Below are 22,606 nucleotides of genomic sequence, written 5' to 3'. Positions count from 1 at the left end.
GCTGCGTGCCCATAGTGGGGGAAGGCGGCGACGGCGACCGATTCCGACACCTTCTTCATCCATTACGACCGGGGCGGCGCACTTCTGGAAGACCGCGCGGCAGTTACCACCCGCAAGGCTCTGGGCCTTGCCGCGACTCCGCCGTCGCGTTCCGGCGACGGTGCCGAGGGTGGCCGCGCCGGTTCGGACGGTGGAAAGAAGGTGTGACGACGGCAAAAGGGGGGAGAAAGTGCCTGCGTAGGGCGTCGGCGCGCCCAAGTAATCACATCGAGTGATTCTTTGGCCTGTGCTTGCACAGCACAACCCACGGTTGCCACGCTGTTGCTGTCTGTACAAACTGATGGGAGCGGCCAGTGACTTTCGGTGAGCAGCCGGCGTATCTGCGTGTCGCGGGTGATCTCCGTAAGAAGATCGTCGACGGTCTGCTGCCACCGCATACCCGTCTTCCCTCCCAGGCCCGTATCCGCGAGGAGTACGGCGTTTCGGACACGGTCGCCCTGGAGGCGCGCAAGGTGCTGATGGCCGAGGGGCTGGTCGAGGGCCGCTCCGGGTCGGGCACCTATGTGCGGGAGCGGCCGGTGCCCCGCCGGGTGGCCCGTTCCGGGTTCCGGCCGGAGAGCGGTGCCACACCGTTCCGCCAGGAGCAGGCGGAGGTCTCCGCGCGCGGCACCTGGGAGTCCCGCAGTGAACGGACGGAGGCGAGCGGCGTCATCGCCGAGCGGCTGGCCATCCAGCCGGGCGACCGCGTGATGTGCACGAAGTACGTGTACCGGGACGCGGGTGAGGTGATGATGCTCTCCACGTCGTGGGAGCCCCTCGCCGTCACCGGCCGCACCCCCGTGATGCTCCCCGAGGAGGGGCCGCTCGGCGGTATGGGCGTCGTCGAGCGCATGGCGGCCATCGACGTGATCGTGGACAACGTCACCGAGGAGGTCGGCGCCCGCCCCGGGCTCGCCGAGGAACTGCTGGCGCTCGGCGGCGTCCCCGGTCATGTGGTGCTCGTCGTCCAGCGGACGTACTACGCCTCGGGCCGCCCGGTGGAGACGGCGGACGTGGTCGTACCGGCGGACCGCTACCGGGTGGCCTACCACCTGCCCGTGAAGTAGCGGGGCCCGGCTCACCCGGGCCCCGCCCGGGCGTATCCGATCGGCTCGCCTCTCCCCTCCAACACGCCCGGCCTTCGCGGCGGTTGTTATCCGGCCGTTCTCCGGGCGGCGACCGGGACCCGTCATGCGCGCACCGAGGGCGTATTGGGCGGCGCGTTCGACGGCGCACGCCCCCTTGGGCGTGGCTGGTTGCGTACCTCTTTGTGAAAAGGCGTATTCGCTGAGTAAAGGTTAGGCGTAGGCTCGGGCATATGCGCAGTGCGGTTTCCTTGGTGGTCGGGGCACGGCGAGAGCCGGGGACGGGAAGTGGAGGGGCGGCATGAACGACAGCACGGTCGCTCTTCCCTGGCTCGTCATACGGCAGGACGACAACGGCAACCGCTACCGCGTGGGCAGGTACGCCACCCGTGCCGAGGCCCAGAAGATCGTGGACAGCTTCGAGGATCGCGGTCACAAACAGCTCTACTGGGTCGAGCGCATCGGGCCGAACGCGGCCAAGTGAGAGGGGCCCGTCCCGAGCGCCTGGTGCGCCGTCCGCTCCCGTAGGCTCCGGCGCATGACGCAACCGATCGTGGTGGTCGGAGCCGCCCTGGTGGACGGCGGCCGCCTCCTTGCCGCGCGCCGCAGCGCTCCGGTGGAACTCGCCGGACGCTGGGAACTCCCCGGCGGCAAGGTCGAACCCGGCGAGAGCCCCGAGCAGGCCCTGGTGCGTGAGCTGCGCGAGGAACTGGGTGTGACGGCCGAGCCCGTCGAGCGGGTACCGGGGGAGTGGGCGCTGAAGCCGGGATATGTGCTGCGAATCTGGCTCGCACGACTCCTCGAGGGTGCTCCCGAGCCGCTCGAGGACCACGACGAACTGCGCTGGTTGACCCCCGACGAGGTCTGGGACGTGGACTGGCTCGATCAGGACGTGGCGGCCGTCGACGCCGTGCTCGCCGTCTGGAAGCGCCGCTGACCCCGTCCGGGTTTCCGGGCCCCGTGCGGGTGCCCGATCCTGGTGCGGTGGTCCGTGTGCATGTATGGAATCCGTAAAGCCTGTGCCGTTGTTGTGTACGGGGCCGGACAGTGCGCAGGTCCGATTTCATGCGTCCGACGTGCGGGAAGGTTGCGACCGGGATCCCGGTACGCCCGCCGGTCGTCCCGGTGGGGCCCGGTGCGGCTGAGACGTGTGGTGCTCCGGGGGCTGGCGCCCCATACGCCGATCGTGCCACAGTGCGCCCTGGTGCGCGGTAAGGCGCCAGTGATATCGGGTATGTGCCCATTAACCCCACGAAACCGGACATAGGTGGGCTTTTGGGCCTGGGAAGTGATCGGCGTGCTCGACACTCAAGGCGACAGCGCCGAGTGGACGTTCCCCGCTGACCCCGGTGCGGTACGGACCGCCCGCGCCGTAGTCCGGGGCCAGCTGCGCACGTGGGGGCTCGACGAGCTCGGGGACGTCGCCGCGCTGCTGGTCAGCGAGCTGGTGACCAACTCCCTGCGGCATGCCGCAGGTCCCATCGGTGTGCGCATGGTCCGCAGCGACGGTTCGGCCCCCGGTCTGCTCGTCGAGGTCTCCGACCCGCTGCCCGATCCGCCCCGGCAGCGTGACGCCGCCCACGACGACGAGGACGGCCGCGGGCTGCAGTTGGTCGCGCACTCCTCGCGTCGCTGGGGCACCCGGCCGGCGGATTCCGGCAAGACGGTCTGGTTCGAGCTCGCCGTTCCCGGTTGACCGCGGCTCCTTCCGGCGGTGCCCCTGGTGCGGGCGCGATGGTCCTGGGTGCGGTCGGACCGACAGGATCGCGCCACCGACGGTGAGGGATCTCTGTGGTTCGAGGGGGCGTCACCTGGTTAGAAGACTGGGAGTATGACCCGGCCGGTCCAAAAAGCATCGGGACCGGCCTGTGATCGTGAACACCGTGTTGTGCGGCACCGTAGTGCTGGATACTGCGGGCAGCCGCCCCCGGTGACCGGTGCCGGACGCGGTGAGCTGGAGGGGACGGTTCGCGTGAGCGAGATACCAGCGAAGGCCACGGAGTCCGAGGACCCGTCGGGCGGCGCGACGGACGGGGTCGCGGTCGATGCGGCCGCGGCCGCCGAGACGCGTGACGCCGCGGGCGGTGCGATGTGGCAGAGCAGCCCGCCCGGCTCCATCTACGACTACATCAAGGTGGCCTCGTTCTCCATCGGCCCCGACGGGCATGTGGAGCAGTGGAGCCTGCGGGCGGAGAACATCTTCGGCATCCCTGCCGAGCGGGCCGTCGGCCTGGACCCCATCGAGGCGTTCATCACGCCCCAGCTGCGCGAGCGCGGGCAGCGCAAGATGGCCGAGATCCTCGACGGCCGCGAGTGGACCGGCGTCATCCCGTTCCGCACGCCCGGCGGGCGAGGGACCGAGGGCCTGGCCGAGGTCTATGTGATGCCCACCACAACGGAGCACGGCGAACGAGCCGCCGTGTGCATCATCGTCGACGTCCGCACGCTGCGCAGCATCGAGACCGACCTTGCCGCGTCGCAGTCGATTTTCGGTCAATCTCCTTTCGGATTCCTGCTGATCGACCCCGACCTGCGGGTACGGCGGGCCAACCAGCGGTTCGCGTCCACCTTCGGCGGTACTCCGGACGACCACCGCGGCCGTTCCGTCCACGACTATCTGCAGTCCCCTGAGGCCGAGCGCGTCGCCGCGACCCTGCGAAGGGTCCTGGAGACCGGCGATTCGATCACGGACATGCACGTCACCGGCTTCGTCCCGGGCTCCGAGGAGCGCAAGCACTGGTCCGTCAACCTCTACCGCGTGCACAGCGGCAGCGGCCGCCCCATCGGTGTGGCCTGGCTCGGGACCGACATCACCGCCCGCCGTGCCGCCGCGCGTGAGGCCGCAGCCGCCCGCCGCAACCTCGCCCTGCTGAACGAGGCCGGCGCGCGCATAGGGAACTCTCTCGACCTGGAGACCACCGCGCGGGAACTGCTGGACGTGGTCGTCCCCGGCTTCTGCGACCTCGCCACCGTCGACCTGTACCAGGGCCTCCTGGTCGGCGACGAGACCCCCGCCGGACTGGCCGACGGCAGCGCCGAGTTGCGGCGCGTGGCGTTCGCCAGCGCGGTCTCGGACGCCCCCTTCGGCAGCGGGACCGCGCCCGTGTCCGTCGGGGCCGTGTTCCACTACGCCTTCAACTCGCCGTGCGCGGACGCCCTGCGCACCGCGCGCCCCCGGCACGTCCCCGCCGAGGACGGCGGTCTGATCCAGTCCACGCTCGCGGTCCCGATGGTCGCGCACGACACGGTGGTGGGCCTCGCCCAGTTCTCCCGTACGAAGGGGAGCGAGCCGTTCGGGGAACGCGACCGGGCGCTCGCGGTCGAACTTGCGGCGCGCGCGGCCGTCTGCATCGACAACGCCCGGCTCTACCGGCGCGAGCACGAAAGGGCGTTGATACTCCAGCGGTCCCTGCTGCCGCCGGGCGACCCGGAGGCCTCCGGCCTCGACATCGCCTGCCGCTATCTGCCGGGCAACGTGGCGACCGGGCGCCCCAGCGAGGTGGGCGGCGACTGGTTCGACGTCATCGAACTGCCCGGCCACCGCACGGCGCTGGTCGTGGGCGACGTCATGGGCCGGGGGCTGCGCGCCGCCGTCGCCATGGGCGAACTCCGCACGGCCGTAAGGACCTTGGCGCAGCTCGACCTCGAACCCGCGGAGGTCCTCGCCCAGCTGGACGAGATCGCACGCGGCCTCGGCGCACCCGGCGGTGTCCAGCAGGCCACCCGCGCCGCCCGCCGGCCCCGCGAGGCGGACCTTTCCGAGGTGTACCTGGCGACCTGCGTCTACGCGGTCTACGACTCCGTCACCCGCCGCTGCACCTTCGCCAACGCGGGTCATCTGCCTCCGGTGCTCGTCGAGCCCGGCGAGGCGGCGCTGATGCTGGACGTGCCGCCCGGCATGCCGCTGGGCGTGGGGGGCGAGCCGTTCGAGGAGGTGGAGGTCGAACTGCCGGAGGGGGCCCTGCTCGCGCTCTACACGGACGGCCTGGTCGAATCCCGCGACCATCCGCTGGACGAGGGCCTGCAGGCGTTCGTGGGAGCACTCACCGACCCCTCGCAGCCGCTCGAGGACGTCTGCGACCACGTCCTGAACACCCTCGACACCCACCACGGCGAGGACGACATCGCGTTGCTGATGGCACGTGTCCAGGGGCTGCCGGCCGAGTCGGTCGGCGACTGGACGCTGCCGCGTGAGCCGCGCAGTGTGGGGCGGGCCCGGGAGTACGCGCGCGGCCAGCTGCTCGCCTGGGACCTGGAGCCGCTGGTGGACACGACGGAGCTGCTCGTCAGCGAGCTGGTCACCAATGCGCTGCGGTACGGCGAGGGGGAGATCAGGCTGCGGTTGCTGCTCGACCGGACGCTGGTGTGCGAGGTGTGGGACTCGGGACTGGTCCAGCCGCGCCGCCGCCGCGCCCGGGACACCGACGAGGGCGGCCGGGGGCTCCAGCTGGTCGGGCTGCTCTCCGCGGCCTGGGGCTCCCGCCGCACGCCGCGAGGGAAGACCGTGTGGTTCGAACTCCCGCTGCCTGACGGCGAGAACGGACTCACGGACCCCGCGGAGGCGTTGCTGAGCCTGTTCTGAGCGGTTCCGTCGCGGCGCGCGGTACCGGTCCGGTTGTGGGAGGGCACGTCACCTCTCCCGCGCCACCGTTGCGGTACGAGGCGTCGGCACCCGCCGAGTTCGGCGGCGGTGTCCGCCGAACGCATGGCGCACCGAGCGGATTACCGGTGTTCTCCGTCGCCTGGACCAGGACGTACTGCAGCCGAGCCGGCGTGCGATGGTGGCGACGGGTGTCTCGTCGGGCTCTCGGGGGCGATGTGGCCGAGGACCTGTTCGACGCTCACGCCTCAGTCGTCAGCGGTCTTGACGACGGTCATGTGGACGGCGGCCTGCCGGGCGACCTCGCGTACTCGCTCGCCGGGATCCGGCCCCTCGGGCGCGGTTGGTGATGGAGCCGCCGTTCCGCCGAACTCGCGCCGAATGCATCGATCCGTAGAGCGACTCCTTCGGCGCACACCCCGGAATACCGTCACAGCATGTCCGTGAGGTCGGGCCCCCGGCCCTCGATCAGATCCGCCATCTCGATGCTGTAGCCCTCGGCCTGCCCGAAGTAGGTCGGATCGCCTGGCTCGGCTGTCGCTCCGAGCAAGGATTCGAGTCCCTGCAACATGGCGGCCAGTCGAGGCGCGTTCCGCTTCTGGAGATCTGGGTGGGGGAGCCCCTTGAAGTCGCAGTAGCCCCAGATGTCATGAAAAACCGCAACCTTTGCAGTGAGGTGTCGCTCATCCGGGTGGACGGTCAACTCCACCAGATCAGCCTCGTGATGCTCCCTGCCTTCGGCATCGAGCCACGTGCCCATGCCGGAGACCACGAGTCTCACCGACCAGCTGCTTCTCCGCGATCTTACGAGCCGCAGAGGCGATGCCGTGTTCCTGTTGCACGTCCTTGAGCTGGCACCCGTACTTGATCTCGTCGCCCGACTTGACCAGGACGTCGAGGTCCAGACCCAGCTGCGGCTTCTTGTACTCGAAGGCCAGGTTTTCCACCCCGCGCGACTTAAGCTCCGCGGCGTACTCCATGGCTTGATGAACGGCGGGCATCATGCCCTTCGCTTGCGGTCGGCCCACCGCTGAGCCGTGGTGGGCGAGACCTGGAAACGTTCGGCGGCCCGCCGCAGCGGCCAGTCGTCATCGACCACGCAGCGGGCCAGACGCAGACGTCCGGTCTCGGTCAGGCGTGCATTACGGTGGGCACGAGGGCCTTTCTGTTGGTGTAGACGTCGCAATCCACACCGAACCGGAAGGCCCTCGCCCGTTCAGGATTCCCCAGCCGACAACCTCCTTGGACAGAACAGCTAGGGCGCTCTCGTCTCGTCCGGGAGCGGGCTCTGCGGTGGTGCCGGCCGGAACAGTTCACCCCCGTCGCGCCGCCCCCGTGTGCCCGGTCCGCCGTAGCTCGCGGGACCGCCGTCGCCCGGGTGGCCCGGTCGCTCGGCGGTCCGGTGGGGAGCGTCGAGCAGGATGCCGCCGAGCACGGCGCCGCCCGTCCACAGTCCCTCCCCGTACGGAGTCCCGTGGGCCCGCACGTCGCGCTCCGCGAGCTGCCGGGCCCGCCGGGCGAGCGCATCGGCCTCGCGGGCGTCGGCGAGGGCGTCGGCGGGCGCGAGGACGGGGGGCGTCTCGGTGTTCTCGGCCGCGTGCAGCCGCCGCTCCGCCTCGGCGAGCCGTGTCCGCGCCTCGCAGTGGACGGCACCGCGATGGGTCGTCACATGGTCCGACGCGGCACGGACGGCGGCGCGGGCGACGAGCAGGGCCCGCTGGAGCCGCGCAAGCGCGCGCGACCCGTCCGGCACCCGGTGCAGTGCCCGGTCCAGCCCGGTCGCCACCTGCTCGATCCGGCGCAGGGCGTCGAGCGGGTCATGCTCACGGGCGTCCCGCTCGCCCGTCGGGCCCGATCCCTCGCCGTCTGCCTCCTCCCGCACCGCCGCCACCACCGACTCCCCGTGCGAGATCCGGCCGTGCAGATCGGCTCGGGCCGTCCCGGTGTCCGGTTCTGCGCGGGCCTCCGCCAGATCGGCCTCCGCGGCGGTCGCAGCGGCGGGCAGCTCTCGCGCGGCGGCGCTCAGGTCCGCAGCGTGCCGGGTGACACCGTCGAGGAGCAGCACCGCCTGGTCGACGGCAGCCTCGGCCGCGCGCAGGGCGGCCACCGCGTCCTCCGTCCCGCCCCCGTCCAGGGCCTGGCGGGTCCGGTTGAGGCAGGCCGTGGCGAGGACGAGCCGGTCCTTCGCCTCCTCGTTGTGGCCCGCGACCGGGAGATACGCGGTGAGCGCATATCGCTCGCGCAGCCCGGCCAGCGTGCCGTCCGCCTCCGCGACCCGTGCCCTCAGCTCCCGGAAGCGTGTCTCGGTGTGCTCCAGCGCCTGGGGCGCCGTGCGTTCCAGCGCGCGTATCTGGTCGAATCCGGCGGCCGCCGCGTCCAGCCGCAGCCCGGCCGCCTCGCACCGCGCGAGGATCTCCTCCAGCAGCACCCGCGTGCGGCCCTCCCCGTCGTCGAGCCGCTGCCGCACCAGGAAGGCGTGGGCCAGTTCCGCCGCGGCGAACTCCAGCGCCTCGGCGGACGGACGCACCGCCTCACTCCCCGACAGGGCCTCGGCCGCCGCGAGTTCCTCCCCGCTGGTGCGTACGCAGTCGTCGGTCAGGACCAGCAACCGCTGTGCCCGGCGGTCGAGTTCGTCCAGCGGCACGACGGCGGCCGCACCCGTGCCCGGTGTCGTGCGGGTCGCCGTACGGCGTATGCGCCGTATCGACGCGTACGCCGCCACGGCGACGGCGGCGACCACGGCGACCAGCGGGAGCACCAGGTCGGCGTCCGAGGTGGGGTTCCGTACGATCCCGGTCACCGCGACCACGACCACCGGCACCAGCACCGTCGCACACACGACCGGCGCCCTCCGCACGGCGCGGTACGCGGCGGCCCTGCACGGCCGGCGTCGACGGTGGGTCGGCGTCACAGTTCGGAGCGTATGGCCCATGGCGCGGCACCGCGAGCGGGATGCGCCCGATGTGGCAGGCACGAACCCCCGGAAAGGATGTGGCCCTCCGTGACGCGTCGGTGCCATGATCCGGAGAAAACCTCACGGGGGGCTTGATGCCGCACGTCATGCCGCAGGGCGCCGTCCCGGCGGTCCTGGTCCACCCCGGCGTCGTCGGCGCGTCCGCATGACGGCCGCCCGCAGCGCCCTCACCCGCGACGACCTGGCCCCCCTCGCCCGAGCGGCGCTCGGCCGCACCCGTGTCCTCACCGGGGTGCGCCGACTGCGCGGCGGCAGCAAGAAGGGCGTCTACCGTCTCGCCCTCGACGACGGCTCCACCGCGGTCGCCTACGTCTGGTCACCGGACGAGGACTACTGGGACGAGCAGCCCGCCGACCCCCGCGACCCCTTTTCGCATGCCTCGGGCCTCGACCTGTTCACCGCGTCGTACGAGCGGCTGACGGCCGTGGGCGTCCGCACGCCCCGCCTGCTGCTCGCCGACCCCACCCGTACGCATCTCCCGGCCGACGCGGCGGTCGTCGAGGACGTGCCCGGTGGCAGCCTGGAGGAACTGCTGGAGCACGACCCGAATGCGGCGGCGGCCACGCTGGCGGAGCTCGCCCGAGCGCTGCACGCGATGCGCGGCCACATCGCTCCCGCCTTCGGCAAGGTCGCCGTCGTCGACCGCGGCGGCAGCGCGTACGGCGGTTCGTGCGAGGCGGTCGTACGGGACCGCGCGCTGCGGCACATCGAGGAGACCGCGGACCGTGAGCCCCGTGTCGCGGCGGTACGGGAACGGCTCAGGGACCGGGTGCACGCGCTCGCCGCGGCCGTCCGCCCGCGCGCCCGCCACTGCCTCGTCCACGGCGAGCTCGGCCCGGACCACGTCCTGGTGGACGGGGAAGGCCGGCCGGTGCTGATCGACATCGAAGGCCTCATGTACTTCGACGTCGAGTGGGAGCATGTGTTCCTGGAGCTTCGCCTCGGCCCGCGCCACGCCCACCTGAAGCCCCGTGACCTGGACGAGGACCGGCTGCGGCTGTACCGGTCGGCCATGCACCTTTCGCTCGTGGCGGGCCCGCTGCGCCTCCTGGAGGGTGACTTCGAGGACCGGGAGCCGATGCGGGCGATCGCCGAGTACAACCTCCAGCGGGTGCTGGAGAGCCTGGAGGACCGACCACCGGGCATCGGCGTCCGCCGACCGCGGCCCTCGGATCCGTGACGGCCCGCACGGTCGTCGAGGTCACGGGCCCGCACCCCCCGACGACCGTTACGAGGACCGCCTCCTGATCTTCGACCCCAGCCAGACCAGCGGGTCGTACTTGCGGTCCACCGCGCGTTCCTTCAGCGGGATCAGGGCGTTGTCCGTGATGTGGATGCCCTCGGGGCAGACCTCCGTGCAGCACTTGGTGATGTTGCAGTAGCCGAGACCGTGTGCGTCCTGGGCGGCGCGTTTGCGGTCCAGGCCCGTGTCGTCGGCCGCGTCGAGCGGGTGCATGTCCAGTTCGGCCATCCGCATCAGGAACCGCGGGCCCGCGAAGACCTGCTTGTTCTCCTCGTGGTCGCGCACCACATGGCAGGTGTCCTGGCACAGGAAGCACTCGATGCACTTGCGGAACTCCTGGGAGCGTTCCACGTCCTCCTGCATCATGCGGTACTCGCCGGGACCGAGGTCGGCGGGCGGCACGAAGGACGGGATCTCGCGCGCCTTGCGGTAGTTGAAGCCCACGTCCGTCACCAGGTCGCGAATCACCGGGAAGGCCCGCAGCGGCGTCACCGTGATCGTCTCGTCCCGGTCGAACACCGACATCCGCGTCATGCACATCAGCCGCGGCCGTCCGTTGATCTCCGCCGAACACGAACCGCACTTGCCGGCCTTGCAGTTCCAGCGCACGGCGAGGTCCGGCGTCTGGGTGGCCTGCAGGCGGTGGATGATGTCCAGCACCACCTCACCGTCGTTGACCTCGACCTTGAAGTCCTCCAGGTCGCCGCCCTGCACATCGCCCCGCCACACCTTGAAACGGGCCTTGTAGCTGCTCACTCGTACAGCTCCTCTTCGGCGAGGTACTTGACCAGCTCCTCCTTCTCGAAAAGGGCGAGCAGATCGGGGCGGATGGGTTCGGTGGTCTCCGAGGTGAGGGTGATCTGGCCGCGGACCGGGTCGGTCGCCGCCAGCCCGCCGGTGGGATCGGTGAGCGCGCACAGCAGATTGAGGCGGCGCCAGGCGCGTTCCATCGCGGGGTAGTCCTCACGCGTGTGGCCGCCGCGCGACTCCGTGCGCTCCAGAGCGGCCCGCGCCACGCACTCGCTGACCAGCAGCATGTTCCGCAGGTCCAGGGCGAGGTGCCAGCCCGGATTGAACTGCCGGTGCCCCTCGACGCCCGCCCTGCGCGCCCGCACCCGCAGCTCCGCCAGCTTCTTCAACGCCTGCTGCATCTCCGACTCGCGGCGGATGATGCCCACCAGGTCGTTCATGGTCTGCTGGAGCTCCTGGTGGAGGGTGTAGGGGTTCTCCGGCGGGCGGCTCCGCTCCTCGATGTCCTCGCCGGGCACCGGTCCCTCGGCCGAGAACGGGCGCAGGGCCTCCGCCGCCGCCGTGTCCACCTGGACGTCGTCCACCGTGGGGCGCGCCGTCGGCCCTGTCGCGTACTGGGCCGCGTGCAGGCCCGCGCGCCGCCCGAACACCAGGAGGTCGGAGAGCGAGTTGCCGCCCAGCCGGTTGGAGCCGTGCATGCCGCCTGCCACTTCTCCGGCGGCGTACAGGCCCGGGACCCCGCGGGCCGCGGCAGTGTCCGAGTCGACGGCGACACCGCCCATCACGTAGTGGCAGGTCGGGCCGACCTCCATCGCCTCGGCGGTGATGTCGACGTCGGCCAGTTCCTTGAACTGGTGGTACATGGACGGCAGCCGGCGCCGGATGACCTCGGCGGGCATGCGGGTCGAGACGTCGAGGAAGACTCCGCCGTGCGGGGAGCCGCGGCCCGCCTTCACCTCGGCGTTGATGGCGCGCGCGACCTCGTCACGGGGGAGCAGCTCGGGCGGACGCCGGTTGTTGTCCGGGTCCTCGTACCAGCGGTCGCCCTCCTCCTCCGTCTCCGCGTACTTCTCCTTGAAGACGTCGGGGATGTAGTCGAACATGAACCGCTTGCCCTCGGAGTTCCTCAGGACTCCGCCGTCGCCGCGCACCGACTCGGTGACGAGGATCCCCTTCACCGAAGGCGGCCAGACCATGCCCGTGGGATGGAACTGCACGAACTCCATGTTCAGCAGCGGGGCCCCGGCGAGCAGCGCCAGCGCGTGCCCGTCCCCGGTGTACTCCCACGAGTTCGACGTCACCTTGAAGGACTTGCCGATGCCGCCCGTCGCGATGACGACGGCGGGCGCCTCCAGGACGAAGAAGCGGCCCGACTCGCGCTCGTACGCGAAGACGCCCGACACCCGGTCCCCGTCCTTGAGGATCCTGGTGACCGTGCACTCCTGGAAGACCTTCAGCCGGGACTCGTAGTCCCCGGTCTCCTTCTCGTCCTCCTGCTGGAGCGCCACGATCTTCTGCTGGAGTGTGCGGATGAGCTCCAGGCCCGTACGGTCGCCGACGTGCGCGAGACGCGGGTACTCGTGGCCGCCGAAGTTGCGCTGCGAGATGCGCCCGTCCTTCGTGCGGTCGAAGAGGGCGCCCCAGGTCTCCAGCTCCCAGACCCGGTCGGGTGCCTCCCGCGCGTGCAGTTCGGCCATCCGCCACTGGTTGAGGAACTTCCCGCCGCGCATGGTGTCGCGGAAGTGCACCTGCCAGTTGTCGTGCGGGTTGGCGTTGCCCATCGACGCCGCGATGCCGCCCTCCGCCATCACCGTGTGCGCCTTGCCGAACAGCGACTTGCAGATCACGGCGGTACGGGCGCCCCGCTCACGGGCCTCGATGGCGGCCCTGAGGCCGGCGCCGCCCGCGCCGACCACGATCACGTCCCACTCCTGCCGGTCGACCACGGACATCAGAAGAACCTCGGATCGTCGAAGGCGCCGGACGCCACCAGGTACACGTAGAAGTCGGCGAGTGCCACGCTGACCAGGGACGCCCATGCGAGGAGCATGTGCCGGCCGTTCAGCCGACTGACGAACTGCCAGGCCCCGTAGCGCACCGGATGCTTGGAGAAGTGCTTGAGCTTGCCGCCGACGATGTGCCGGCAGGAGTGGCAGGAGAGGGTGTAGGCCCAGATCAGCACGATGTTCACCAGGAAGACCAGGGTGCCGAGCCCCATGTGGCCCCAGCGGTAGTGCTCGTCGCGGAAGGCGAGCACGGTGTCGTACGTGAGCACACCCGCCACGAGGAGTGCCGCGTAGAAGAAGTACCGGTGGATGTTCTGCAGGATGAGCGGGAAGCGGGTCTCACCGCTGTACGTGCGATGCGGTTCCGCCACCGCGCAGGCCGGGGGCGACAGCCAGAAGCCGCGGTAGTAGGCCTTGCGGTAGTAGTAGCAGGTCAGCCGGAAGCCGAGCGGGAAGATCAGGATGATGATCGCCGGCGAGATGCCCCACCAGCTGCCGAAGAGATCGGCGTTGGGGCCCGCGTGCATGGTCCGGCACCGCTCCGCCAGACACGGGGAGTAGAACGGCGAGACGTACGGCGCCGCGTAGTAGTCCGCATCGGCGAAGGCGCGCCAGGTCGAGTACACGACGAAGGCCAGCAGCCCGGCCGCGGTGGCGGCCGGTGCCAGCCACCAGCGGTCGGTGCGCAGATGCGGGGCGGTGATCGCGGCGCGCGTCCCGGTCCGCACGCCGCCGAGTGGATGGTCTTCCGTGCCGGGGGGTTCCGTATCAGTGGCCAACGCACCTTCTCCTCTGTCGGGGGCTCGGCTCGCCTACTCCGTCGGGACGGGGTTCCGCACCGGCTCAGGGGGCGTGCCGGTCACGGGCGCCGAGACCCTCGTCGTCGGAGTCCGTCCACAGCGTGCTGTCGTACGGCGTGTCAGGGATGGTGACGAGATCGGGCCGCCGGGTCGAGGCAGCGGTGGAGGCCGTCTCGCGCAGCAGTGCCACGCTCTCGCGCAGATGGTCGGTGTCGGTGCGGACACGGCGTATGTCGAGCCCACCACCGCCGATCTGTTGCTCCAGCCGACCCACCGACCGGCAGAGCTCGTCGAGGCAGCGCTGGACGGATGTCAGTTCGTCGTGCACGGACATGACGTGACCTCGCTTCCACGGGTCCTGGGGACCAGGGTGGCAACGCGCGTGCGCCTGCGAGTGTCGCGCGTCACACCGGCCGGTGTGAAGGGACGTGCAGTGATTGGCACCGGCGTGTCGCCGTGTACGAGTGCAAATTCGAATCGCCGGCCCGTCGGGGGCCGGAAGGGGCACGGCCTTTCGGGGAAGGCGCGGGGCCCGGGCCCGGGGATCCGGCCTCCGTGTGTGTGTGAGCCAGTCGGGTGACCTTCCCGGCCCACGTCGTCGTGTCGCCGCACGGCCCTCAACTCCGTCCTCTTCAGTGGGTCCATAACATCTGATCAGATCCAAATACCCCAAACCGGATCATAACCCCGCTCATCGGGCGAGCGGCTCCCGGAGGTGGACGTGATGTCCCACGATGTCGTCGGACTGCGCGCGGTGCTGCGCTCGGCCGCATTCCTCACCGCGGGGGCCCTCGCGGTGTCCGTGCTCGCCGGGTGCAGCTCGGACGAGGAGAAGAGCAAGCCGGTCGCCGCGCAGGACATCGCCCCGGCCTCCCGCTCGCTCGTCTCGGACGGTGGCGTGCTGCGCTGGGCCGTCGACTCGGTACCCGCCACGCTCAACGCCTTCCAGGCGGACGCCGGCCCCGCGACCGCCCGTGTCGCCGGGGCCGTGCTGCCCTCGATGTTCCGCCTCGACGCGAACGGCCGCCCCCAGCGCAACCCGGACTTCCTCGAGTCCGCCAAGGTGGTGTCAACCGAGCCCAAGCAGGTGGTGGTCTACCGCCTCAAGCAGCAGGCCGTCTGGAGCGACGGCCGGGAGATCGGTGCCGACGACTTCGCCGCCCAGTGGCGTGCCCTCTCGGGGAAGGACAGCGCGTACTGGACCGCCCGCAACGCGGGTTACGACCGCATCGAGAAGGTCGAGCGGGGCGCGAACAACCTCGAGGTCAAGGTCACCTTCAGCAAGGCCTACGCCGACTGGAAGTCCCTGTTCTCGCCGCTGTACCCGAAGGACGTCATGGGTACCCCGAGCGGCTTCAACGACGGGGCGAGGAGGACGCTGAAGGTCACCGCCGGCCCGTTCGCCCTTCAGAAGGTCGACCAGAAGGCGGGCGAGATCACCCTCAGCCGCAATCCGCGGTGGTGGGGCAACCCCGCCAAGCTGTCCGGGATCGTCCTCGTGGCCGTCCCGCGCGACAAGCGGTCCGACGCGGTCGCCGCAGGGAAGGTCGACATCGCCGACGTCGACCCGGAGGAGGCCGGCCGGATCAAGGCCGCAGGCAGCTCCGCACAGGGCTCTGCCGCGGGCGACCAGCGCTATGTGGTCCGCAAGTCCCTGGAACCCGCCTACACCCAGCTGGCCCTGAACGGATCCCGGGGGCCGCTCTCCGACGAGCGCGTGCGGCGGGCCGTGGCCCGCGCCATCAACCGCACCGAGCTGGCCGGACTGGTCCTCAAGCCGCTCGGGCTGCCCGCCGTGCCGGTCGGCAGCCACCTCGCCCTCTCGGGGCAGGACGCGTACGCCGACAACAGCGGAGCCCTGGGCGGCCAGGACACCAAGCAGGCCAAGGCGCTGCTGAGCGAGGCGGGCTGGGTGTCCGGCGGGCCCGTCAAGGAGAAGAAGACGGCCGGAACCGAGGCCAAGAAGCCGCAGGCCTCGGCCGAGCCCACGAAGGCTGCCCGCTCGGCGGAGCCCACGAAGGCGACCGGCTCGGCAGAGCCCAGCAAGGCCGCCGGGGCGAGCCAGAACAAGAACGCGGACCGTCCGGCCGGGACCGCCGCGGACGACGGCAAGGGGTACCCGGGCAAGGACCCCGGGGACCATCCGAAGAAGCAGGGCGGAATGCCGGGGGCGTACGCGCCCGAGGGCACCGCCGCTCCGGCCGGCGGCGCGATCAAGACGTTCGCCAAGGACGGCAAGGCCCTGGAGCTGCGGTTCGTGCTGCCGTCCGGGGCGGGCTCCCAGAGCCTGCGGACGGTCGGCGACCGTATCGCGAGCATGCTGGAGAAGGTCGGCATCCGTGTGGCGATCACCAAGGTGCCGGACGACAGCTACTTCAAGGACCACATCGCGTCCGGGGACTACGACCTGGCGCTGTACTCATGGCCCGCGTCCGCGTTCCCCGCGACCGACGCCCGGCCGATCTACGCCAAGCCGGTACCCGCCGCCGACGGCTCGCTCACCATCGAGCAGAACTACACGCGGGTGGGCACCGACCAGGTGGACCAGCTCTTCGACGAGGCGATGGTCACGCTGGACGAGTCGGACGAGCGGAACCTGGTGCGCAAGGCGGACGCCCGCATCTGGGCCGCCGCCGGGTCGATCCCCCTCTATCAGCGCCCCCAGCTCATGGCGACCCGCGCGAACCTGGCCAACGCCGGTGCGTTCGGCTTCCAGACCCCGATCTACGAGGACATGGGCTTCCTGAAGAAGGGGGCGAAGCCGTCGGCGAGCCCCTCGTCGTGACCGTGGGGGCGGGTCGGTGCAGCGTGCCTGGTCGCAGGGCCTGACCTGTACCCGGCAAGCCCGGACGGCGGCCTCCCTTTACCATGGGACAAGGCCGAGGCGCTGTTCAGCCCGGCAGGCCGGCGCTAACGATCGCGCAGGCCGTCCTCACACCCGGGAGTACGCCACATCATGGCCACGCGCCACGACATCCGCAACGTCGCCATCGTCGCCCACGTAGACCACGGCAAGACGACCATCGTCGACGGCATGCTGAAGCAGGCCGGTGCCTTCGCCGCTCACCAGCTCGAGCAGGTCGACGACCGCGTCATGGACTCGAACGACCTGGAGCGTGAGAAGGGCATCACGATCCTCGCCAAGAACACGGCGGTGAGTTACCACCCCAAGGACGGCGGGGACCCGATCACGATCAACATCATCGACACCCCCGGCCACGCCGACTTCGGCGGCGAGGTCGAGCGCGGTCTGTCGATGGTGGACGGTGTCGTCCTGCTCGTGGACGCCTCCGAGGGCCCGCTGCCGCAGACCCGCTTCGTGCTGCGCAAGGCGCTCCAGGCCCGGCTGCCCGTCATCCTGTGCATCAACAAGACGGACCGCCCCGACGCCCGTATCGACGAGGTCGTCAACGAGACGTACGACCTGTTCCTGGACGTGGACGCGGACGAGGACCAGATCGAGTTCCCGATCGTCTACGCCTGCGGCCGTGACGGCATCGCGTCGCTGACCAAGCCGGAGAACGGCACGGTCCCGGCCGACAGCGACAGCCTGGAGCCGTTCTTCTCCACGATCCTCGAGCACATCCCGGCCCCGACGTACGAGGACGACGCGCCGCTCCAGGCCCACGTCACCAACCTCGACGCCGACAACTTCCTCGGCCGTATCGCGCTGCTCCGCGTGGAGCAGGGCGAGCTGCGCAAGGGCCAGACCGTCGCCTGGATCAAGCGCGACGGTTCGGTCAGCAACGTCCGCATCAGCGAGCTGATGATGACCGAGGCCCTCACCCGCAAGCCCGCGGAGAAGGCCGGCCCCGGTGACATCTGCGCCGTCGCCGGTATCCCCGACATCATGATCGGCGAGACCCTCGCCGACCCGGAGAACCCGGTCGCGCTGCCGCTGATCACGGTCGACGAGCCCGCGATCTCGATGGTCATCGGTACCAACACCTCGCCGCTCGTCGGCCGGGGCGGCACCGGCAAGGGCGCCAACGCCAAGGCCACGGTCAAGGACCGCAAGGTCACCGCGCGCCAGGTCAAGGACCGCCTCGACCGCGAGCTGATCGGTAACGTCTCGCTGCGGGTCCTGGACACCGAGCGTCCGGACGCCTGGGAGGTGCAGGGCCGCGGTGAGCTGGCGCTCGCCATCCTGGTGGAGACCATGCGCCGCGAGGGCTACGAGCTGACCGTCGGCAAGCCGCAGGTCGTCACCAAGGACGTCGACGGCAAGGTCCACGAGCCCGTCGAGCGTCTGACGATCGACGTGCCCGAGGAGCACATGGGCGCGGTCACGCAGCTCATGGGCGTCCGCAAGGGCCGTATGGACAACATGTCCAACCATGGCTCCGGCTGGGTGCGCATGGAGTTCGTCGTGCCCTCGCGCGGTCTGATCGGCTTCCGTACGGAGTTCCTGACCGGCACGCGCGGCACGGGTATCGCCCACTCCATCCACGAGGGCCACGAGCCCTGGTTCGGCCCCCTCCAGACCCGTAACAACGGCTCGCTGGTCGCCGACCGCTCCGGCAGCGTCACCGCCTTCGCGATGACCAACCTCCAGGAGCGCGGCACGCTCTTCATCGAGCCCGGCACCGAGGTGTACGAGGGCATGATCGTCGGCGAGAACTCCCGCTCCGACGACATGGACGTCAACATCACCAAGGAGAAGAAGCTCACCAACATCCGGTCGGCCACGTCGGACATCGCCGAGTCGATCGTGCCGCCGCGCAAGCTGTCGCTGGAGCAGTCCCTGGAGTTCTGCCGCGACGACGAGTGCGTCGAGGTGACCCCGGAGTCCGTCCGCATCCGCAAGGTCGTCCTCGACCAGCGCGACCGCGCCCGGGCCGCCAGCCGCGCCAAGCACGGCTGACGAGTTCCCTGAACGGCCGGGTCCCAGGCGGGGCCCGGCCGTCGCTTTGCGGGAAGGGATAGGGAAAACCCTTCATTCCGGTGAGGCACCTGTGTGAAGCGCCGGATGCGTCTACTCTGCTTGGCGATATGCGCCCGGTCGGCGCCGCGTGGGCGGCCGGAGTGACGAACTCGGCACGGGTGCGTCCAGCGGAACGGGACGGCGTGTGCACTCTGCGTGCCGGGGCCAGGGCAGCCTTGGGGGCCCTCCCGGACACCCATTCTAAAAGCAACCGAATTATGAGTCCCCACTGTCCGGAATACGGACACCTCACACCGGTAGATGTGTAACAAGTCCGTTTCGCATGGATCTTTCGGGTAACGCTTTGTCCGGATTTTGGAAGAAGTACACGCCAGGTGTGATCGAACCGAGACCTTAGGAATGTGGTTCGGCCACGATTTCTGCCAGATAGTTAGGCGCGTAGAGCTCGGATCAACGGGTCATGCGCTGCTGGCGGCGCCGACTCACGAGCGCGGGGCACTTGACTATCCACAGCGCCGATGGCGGTGGCGTGTCATATGCCTCTCCATGCGGTGAACCATTGGACTCATGAGGAGGAACCCATGCGCGGTGCGAAGAGCGCCAAATGGGTCGCGATAGCCGCGGTTGTGGCGCTGGGCGTGACCGCCTGTGGTGGTGGCGGCGGAGACAAGGGCAGCGACAGCAAGGCCGCGATCGACCCGAACGGCAAGTTCTCGGTCGAGGTGGGCGAGCCGCAGAACCCCCTGCAGCCGGCCAACACGATGGAGTCCAACGGCAGCATCGTCATCAAGTCGCTCTTCGCGGGTCTCGTCGACTACGACGAGAGCGGCAAGATCGTCTACGTCAACGCGGACTCGATCGACTCCAAGGACAACAAGACCTTCACGGTCAAGCTGAAGTCGGGCTGGAAGTTCCACGACGGCACCCCGGTGACCGCCGACTCCTACGTCAAGGCGTGGAACTGGGCGGCCAACCCGGCGAACAAGCAGACCAACAGCTTCTGGTTCTCCGACATCCAGGGCTACGACGACGTCGCCCCGGCCAAGGGCGCGCCGAAGGCCGACAAGATGTCCGGCCTGAAGGTCGTCGACGACAGCACCTTCACGATCACGCTGTCGAAGCCGATCCCGTACTTCGTCTACAAGCTCGGCTACGAGGTCTTCGACCCGCTGCCGGAGTCCTTCTACAAGGACCCGAAGGCCGCGGGTGAGCACCCGATCGGCAACGGCCCGTACAAGTTCGTCAGCTGGCAGCACAAGAAGCAGATCGAAGTTGCCAAGTTCGCCGACTACAAGGGCCCGAACGCCGCGAAGAACGGCGGTGTGCTCTTCAAGAACTACACCAGCCTCGAGACGGCGTACGAGGACCTGAAGTCCAGCAACGTCGACGTCCTGCGCCAGATCGCGCCGAAGGACCTTCCCGTCTACAAGACGGACCTCGGCGACCGCGCGGTGGACAAGGCGTACTCGGCGATCCAGACCATCGCCGTCGCCTTCTACACCAAGCAGTGGAAGGACATCGACCCCAAGGTCCTCCAGGGCCTGTCGATGGCGATCGACCGCGACACCATCACGAAGACCGTGCTCCAGGGCACCCGTGAGCCCGCCACCGGCTGGGTCGCCAAGGGCGTCCTCGGTTACCAGCCGAACGCGGCCGGCGATGTCACCACGTACAACCCCGCCAAGGCCAAGGAGCTCATCAAGGCCGGCGGCGGCGTCCCGGGCAACGCCATCTCCATCCAGTACAACGCCGACGGCGGCCACAAGGAGTGGGTGGAGGCGGTCTGCAACTCCATCACCAAGGCCACCGGCGTCAAGTGCACCGGCGACTCCAAGGCCGACTTCCAGGCCGACCTGAACGCGCGTGACGCGCACCAGGTCAAGTCGCTGTACCGCTCGGGCTGGGTGCTGGACTACCCGTTCAACTCCAACTTCATCCGCGACCTGTTCGGCACCAAGTCGGACGGCAACCAGGGTGGCTTCTCCAACAAGAAGATCGACGACGAGATCGCCGCTGCCGACAGCGCGAGCTCGCTGGACGAGTCGGAGAAGAAGTACCAGGAGATCGAGAAGCAGCTGCCCGACTACATGCCGAGCATTCCGCTCTGGTACTACAAGGTCAACGCGGGCTACTCGGACAAGGTCACCGGCGTCGCGTACGCCCAGGACGGCGACCCGATCCTGACCGGCGTTCAGGTCAAGAAGTAACCGCAATCGACCGTTTGTCCCGGGGCGCGGCGGCACCGCGCCCCGGGGGACGGCAGCGGCCGGGGGGCCCTTTCCGCGCGCATCGTTCAACGGTGCGCGGGGAAAGGGCCCGACGGCTGCCGCCGTGACTGACATGGAGGCACGATGGGGCGCTACGTCGCACGACGACTGCTCCAGATGATCCCGGTGTTCATCGGGACAACCTTGCTGATCTTCCTCATGGTCTACGCGCTGCCCGGTGACCCCGTACGAGGGCTGTTCGGTGACAAGGGCGGCAGCCCGCAGGTGATTGCGCAACTGAGGCATCAGTACGGTCTGGACCAGCCGATCCTGGTCCAGTACTGGCACTACATGAAGAACATGATCCTGCACGGCGACTTCGGCACGCAGATCGCCAGTGGCAGGCCCGTCACGGACGTGCTCGGTGACGCGTTCCCCGTCACCCTGCGGCTCGGTGCGCTGGCGTTTGTGATCGAGTTCGTCCTGGGCATCGCTCTGGGCATCACGGCCGGCCTGCGTGCCGGACGCGTCACGGACAACGCGATCCTGCTGGTCACCCTGCTGCTGATCTCGGTGCCGGTATTCGTGCTCGGCTACATCCTCAAGGTCGTCTTCGCGTTCAACCTGAACTGGTTGCCACCGAACGTCAATGACTCGACGAACATCAACGAGTTGTTGATGCCGGCCATTGTGCTGGCGACCGCGTCACTGGCGTATGTGACCCGGCTCACCCGTACGTCGATCGCCGAGAACCTCCGCGCCGACTACATCCGCACGGCCATCGCCAAGGGGCTGCCGAAGCGCCGTGTGGTGGGTGTCCACCTCATGCGCAACTCGCTGATCCCGGTGATCACCTACCTGGGTACCGACATCGGTGCGCTGATGGGCGGTGCCGTCGTCACCGAGGGGCTGTTCAACATCCAGGGTGTGGGTGGCACGATCGCCCAGTCGATCGTGCGCCGCGAGGGCACCACGCTCGTCGGCCTGGTGACGATCCTCGTCATCGTGTACCTCCTCGCCAACCTGCTCGTCGACCTGCTCTACGCGGTCCTTGACCCGAGGATTCGCTATGCCTGACGTGACCAAGACCGACATCAAGAACGCTGTGGCGTCCGGTCCCCAGGCGGCGCTGCAACTGCCCGAGCCCAAGCCGGAGAAGTCCCGCAGCCTGTGGGGCGACGCCTGGGGGGACCTGCGCCGCAGCTGGATCTTCATCGTCTCGTCGGTGCTGATCGTCATACTCCTGCTGATCACCTTCTTCCCGGGGTGGTTCACCGGAGTCGACCCCACCTCGGGCGACCTGGCCAAGCACTTCCTGCAGAAGCCCCGGCTGGGCAACATCGGCTCGCCGGACTGGCTGGGCTACGACCAGCAGGGCCGCAGCGTCTTCGCCCGTGTCATCTACGGCACCCGGGCATCCATCGCCGTCGGCTTCGGCACCACCATCGCCGTGACGGTCGTGGGCGGCCTGGTCGGCATGATCGCCGGTTACTTCGGCGGCATCGTCGACTCGGTCCTGTCGCGACTGACCGACGTGTTCTTCGGCATCCCGTTCCTGCTCGGCACCATGGTCGTGCTCAACTCCTTCCAGGACCGCACGACCTGGGTCGTCATCGGCGCGCTCAGCTTCTTCGGCTGGACGCAGATCGCCCGTGTGATGCGCGGTGCGGTGATCACCACCAAGCAGGCCGACTATGTGCACGCCGCCCAGGCCCTGGGCGCGAGCACCCCGCGCATCATGTTCCGGCACATCCTGCCGAACACGCTGGCTCCGGTGATCGTCGTCGCCACCATCTCGCTCGGCATCTACATCTCCGCCGAGGCGACCCTGTCGTACCTGGGCCTCGGCCTGAACGGCGTCTCGTGGGGCAACGACATCTCGGACGGCGGCAACCAGATCCGCGTGGCGCAGTGGATCATGCTCTATCCGTCGATCATGCTCATCATCACTGTGCTGGCGTTCATCATGCTCGGTGAGGCGGTCCGCAACGCCCTCGACCCGAAGATGCGCTGAGGG

General features: G+C 69.6%; 19 protein-coding genes and 1 pseudogene. 12 read left to right on the top strand and 8 right to left on the bottom strand.

Going from position 1 to position 22,606, the window contains the following annotated elements; translation table 11 throughout:
- The first annotated feature begins 353 nt into the window (after positions 1 to 353).
- The 6 genes from ADL25_RS16055 (at position 354) to ADL25_RS49005 (ending at position 6,074) form a co-directional block, all read left to right on the top strand.
- A complete protein-coding gene (locus ADL25_RS16055) occupies positions 354 to 1,106 on the top strand; it encodes a GntR family transcriptional regulator (protein ID WP_059128409.1) in 753 nt (250 codons plus the stop codon).
- Positions 1,107 to 1,425: 319 nt separating this feature from the next.
- Positions 1,426 to 1,608, top strand: coding sequence for a hypothetical protein (locus ADL25_RS16050; protein WP_059128408.1), 183 nt, complete (start codon positions 1,426 to 1,428; stop codon positions 1,606 to 1,608).
- A gap of 54 nt (positions 1,609 to 1,662) precedes the next feature.
- Positions 1,663 to 2,061 (top strand): (deoxy)nucleoside triphosphate pyrophosphohydrolase, encoded by a 399-nt coding sequence (locus ADL25_RS16045; protein WP_059128407.1) that lies wholly within the window; start codon positions 1,663 to 1,665, stop codon positions 2,059 to 2,061.
- 351 nt (positions 2,062 to 2,412) lie between these two features.
- Entirely contained in the window at positions 2,413 to 2,820 is a 408-nt protein-coding gene (locus ADL25_RS16040; protein ID WP_181923149.1) for an ATP-binding protein, read from the top strand.
- Between the two features lie 276 nt (positions 2,821 to 3,096).
- Positions 3,097 to 5,706 (top strand): SpoIIE family protein phosphatase, encoded by a 2,610-nt coding sequence (locus ADL25_RS16035; protein WP_059128435.1) that lies wholly within the window; start codon positions 3,097 to 3,099, stop codon positions 5,704 to 5,706.
- Positions 5,707 to 5,915: 209 nt separating this feature from the next.
- A complete protein-coding gene (locus tag ADL25_RS49005; protein ID WP_159044937.1) occupies positions 5,916 to 6,074 on the top strand; it encodes a hypothetical protein in 159 nt (52 codons plus the stop codon).
- Between the two features lie 80 nt (positions 6,075 to 6,154).
- On the opposite strand, the gene ADL25_RS16030 is transcribed toward ADL25_RS49005, so the two are convergent.
- The 4 genes and pseudogenes from ADL25_RS16030 to ADL25_RS16020 all read right to left on the bottom strand — a co-directional run bounded on the left by ADL25_RS16030 (position 6,155) and on the right by ADL25_RS16020 (position 8,563).
- Positions 6,155 to 6,484, bottom strand: a complete 330-nt coding sequence (locus ADL25_RS16030) for a hypothetical protein (RefSeq protein ID WP_059128405.1) — start codon at positions 6,482 to 6,484, stop codon at positions 6,155 to 6,157.
- Entirely contained in the window at positions 6,438 to 6,704 is a 267-nt protein-coding gene (locus ADL25_RS46175) for a hypothetical protein (RefSeq protein ID WP_079050383.1), read from the bottom strand. The genes ADL25_RS16030 and ADL25_RS46175 overlap by 47 nt, the downstream gene beginning before the upstream one ends.
- 29 nt (positions 6,705 to 6,733) lie before the next feature.
- Positions 6,734 to 6,910, bottom strand: a pseudogene (locus tag ADL25_RS46170) (leucine zipper domain-containing protein); the annotation flags it as partial.
- Between the two features lie 69 nt (positions 6,911 to 6,979).
- Entirely contained in the window at positions 6,980 to 8,563 is a 1,584-nt protein-coding gene (locus ADL25_RS16020; RefSeq protein ID WP_059128403.1) for a hypothetical protein, read from the bottom strand.
- A gap of 280 nt (positions 8,564 to 8,843) precedes the next feature.
- Between ADL25_RS16020 and ADL25_RS16015 the strand changes: the two genes are divergently transcribed.
- Positions 8,844 to 9,878, top strand: coding sequence for a phosphotransferase (locus ADL25_RS16015; RefSeq protein WP_059128402.1), 1,035 nt, complete (start codon positions 8,844 to 8,846; stop codon positions 9,876 to 9,878).
- Positions 9,879 to 9,926: 48 nt separating this feature from the next.
- On the opposite strand, the gene ADL25_RS16010 is transcribed toward ADL25_RS16015, so the two are convergent.
- The 4 genes from ADL25_RS16010 to ADL25_RS15995 all read right to left on the bottom strand — a co-directional run bounded on the left by ADL25_RS16010 (position 9,927) and on the right by ADL25_RS15995 (position 13,831).
- Positions 9,927 to 10,697, bottom strand: coding sequence for a succinate dehydrogenase/fumarate reductase iron-sulfur subunit (locus ADL25_RS16010; protein WP_059128401.1), 771 nt, complete (start codon positions 10,695 to 10,697; stop codon positions 9,927 to 9,929).
- The gene (locus tag ADL25_RS16005; RefSeq protein WP_059128400.1) at positions 10,694 to 12,643 is read right to left on the bottom strand and encodes a fumarate reductase/succinate dehydrogenase flavoprotein subunit; all 1,950 of its coding nucleotides are present in this window, start codon (positions 12,641 to 12,643) and stop codon (positions 10,694 to 10,696) included. Before ADL25_RS16005 ends, ADL25_RS16010 begins: the two co-directional genes overlap by 4 nt.
- Complete coding sequence (locus ADL25_RS16000) at positions 12,643 to 13,476, bottom strand: hypothetical protein (protein ID WP_059128399.1); 834 nt, start codon at positions 13,474 to 13,476, stop codon at positions 12,643 to 12,645. The genes ADL25_RS16005 and ADL25_RS16000 overlap by 1 nt, the downstream gene beginning before the upstream one ends.
- 64 nt (positions 13,477 to 13,540) lie before the next feature.
- Positions 13,541 to 13,831 (bottom strand): hypothetical protein, encoded by a 291-nt coding sequence (locus ADL25_RS15995; protein WP_059128398.1) that lies wholly within the window; start codon positions 13,829 to 13,831, stop codon positions 13,541 to 13,543.
- Between the two features lie 390 nt (positions 13,832 to 14,221).
- Between ADL25_RS15995 and ADL25_RS15990 the strand changes: the two genes are divergently transcribed.
- From ADL25_RS15990 to ADL25_RS15970, 5 genes are all read left to right on the top strand, one after another.
- Positions 14,222 to 16,282, top strand: a complete 2,061-nt coding sequence (locus ADL25_RS15990; RefSeq protein WP_059128397.1) for an ABC transporter family substrate-binding protein — start codon at positions 14,222 to 14,224, stop codon at positions 16,280 to 16,282.
- A 171-nt stretch (positions 16,283 to 16,453) separates the two neighbouring features.
- Positions 16,454 to 18,361 (top strand): translational GTPase TypA, encoded by a 1,908-nt coding sequence (gene typA, locus ADL25_RS15985; RefSeq protein ID WP_059128396.1) that lies wholly within the window; start codon positions 16,454 to 16,456, stop codon positions 18,359 to 18,361.
- 602 nt (positions 18,362 to 18,963) lie between these two features.
- Positions 18,964 to 20,589 carry a peptide ABC transporter substrate-binding protein gene (locus tag ADL25_RS15980; RefSeq protein ID WP_059128395.1) on the top strand — a complete coding sequence of 542 codons (1,626 nt, stop codon included), beginning with the start codon at positions 18,964 to 18,966 and terminating at the stop codon, positions 20,587 to 20,589.
- Positions 20,590 to 20,733: 144 nt separating this feature from the next.
- Positions 20,734 to 21,666, top strand: coding sequence for an ABC transporter permease (locus ADL25_RS15975; RefSeq protein WP_059128394.1), 933 nt, complete (start codon positions 20,734 to 20,736; stop codon positions 21,664 to 21,666).
- The gene (locus ADL25_RS15970) at positions 21,659 to 22,603 is read left to right on the top strand and encodes an ABC transporter permease (RefSeq protein ID WP_059128393.1); all 945 of its coding nucleotides are present in this window, start codon (positions 21,659 to 21,661) and stop codon (positions 22,601 to 22,603) included. Before ADL25_RS15975 ends, ADL25_RS15970 begins: the two co-directional genes overlap by 8 nt.
- Positions 22,604 to 22,606: the final 3 nt, after the last annotated feature.

The organism is Streptomyces sp. NRRL F-5122, assembly GCF_001507435.1.
GTDB classification, from domain to species: domain Bacteria; phylum Actinomycetota; class Actinomycetes; order Streptomycetales; family Streptomycetaceae; genus Streptomyces; species Streptomyces lannensis.
This window is presented reverse-complemented; position numbering and strand designations above follow the sequence as displayed.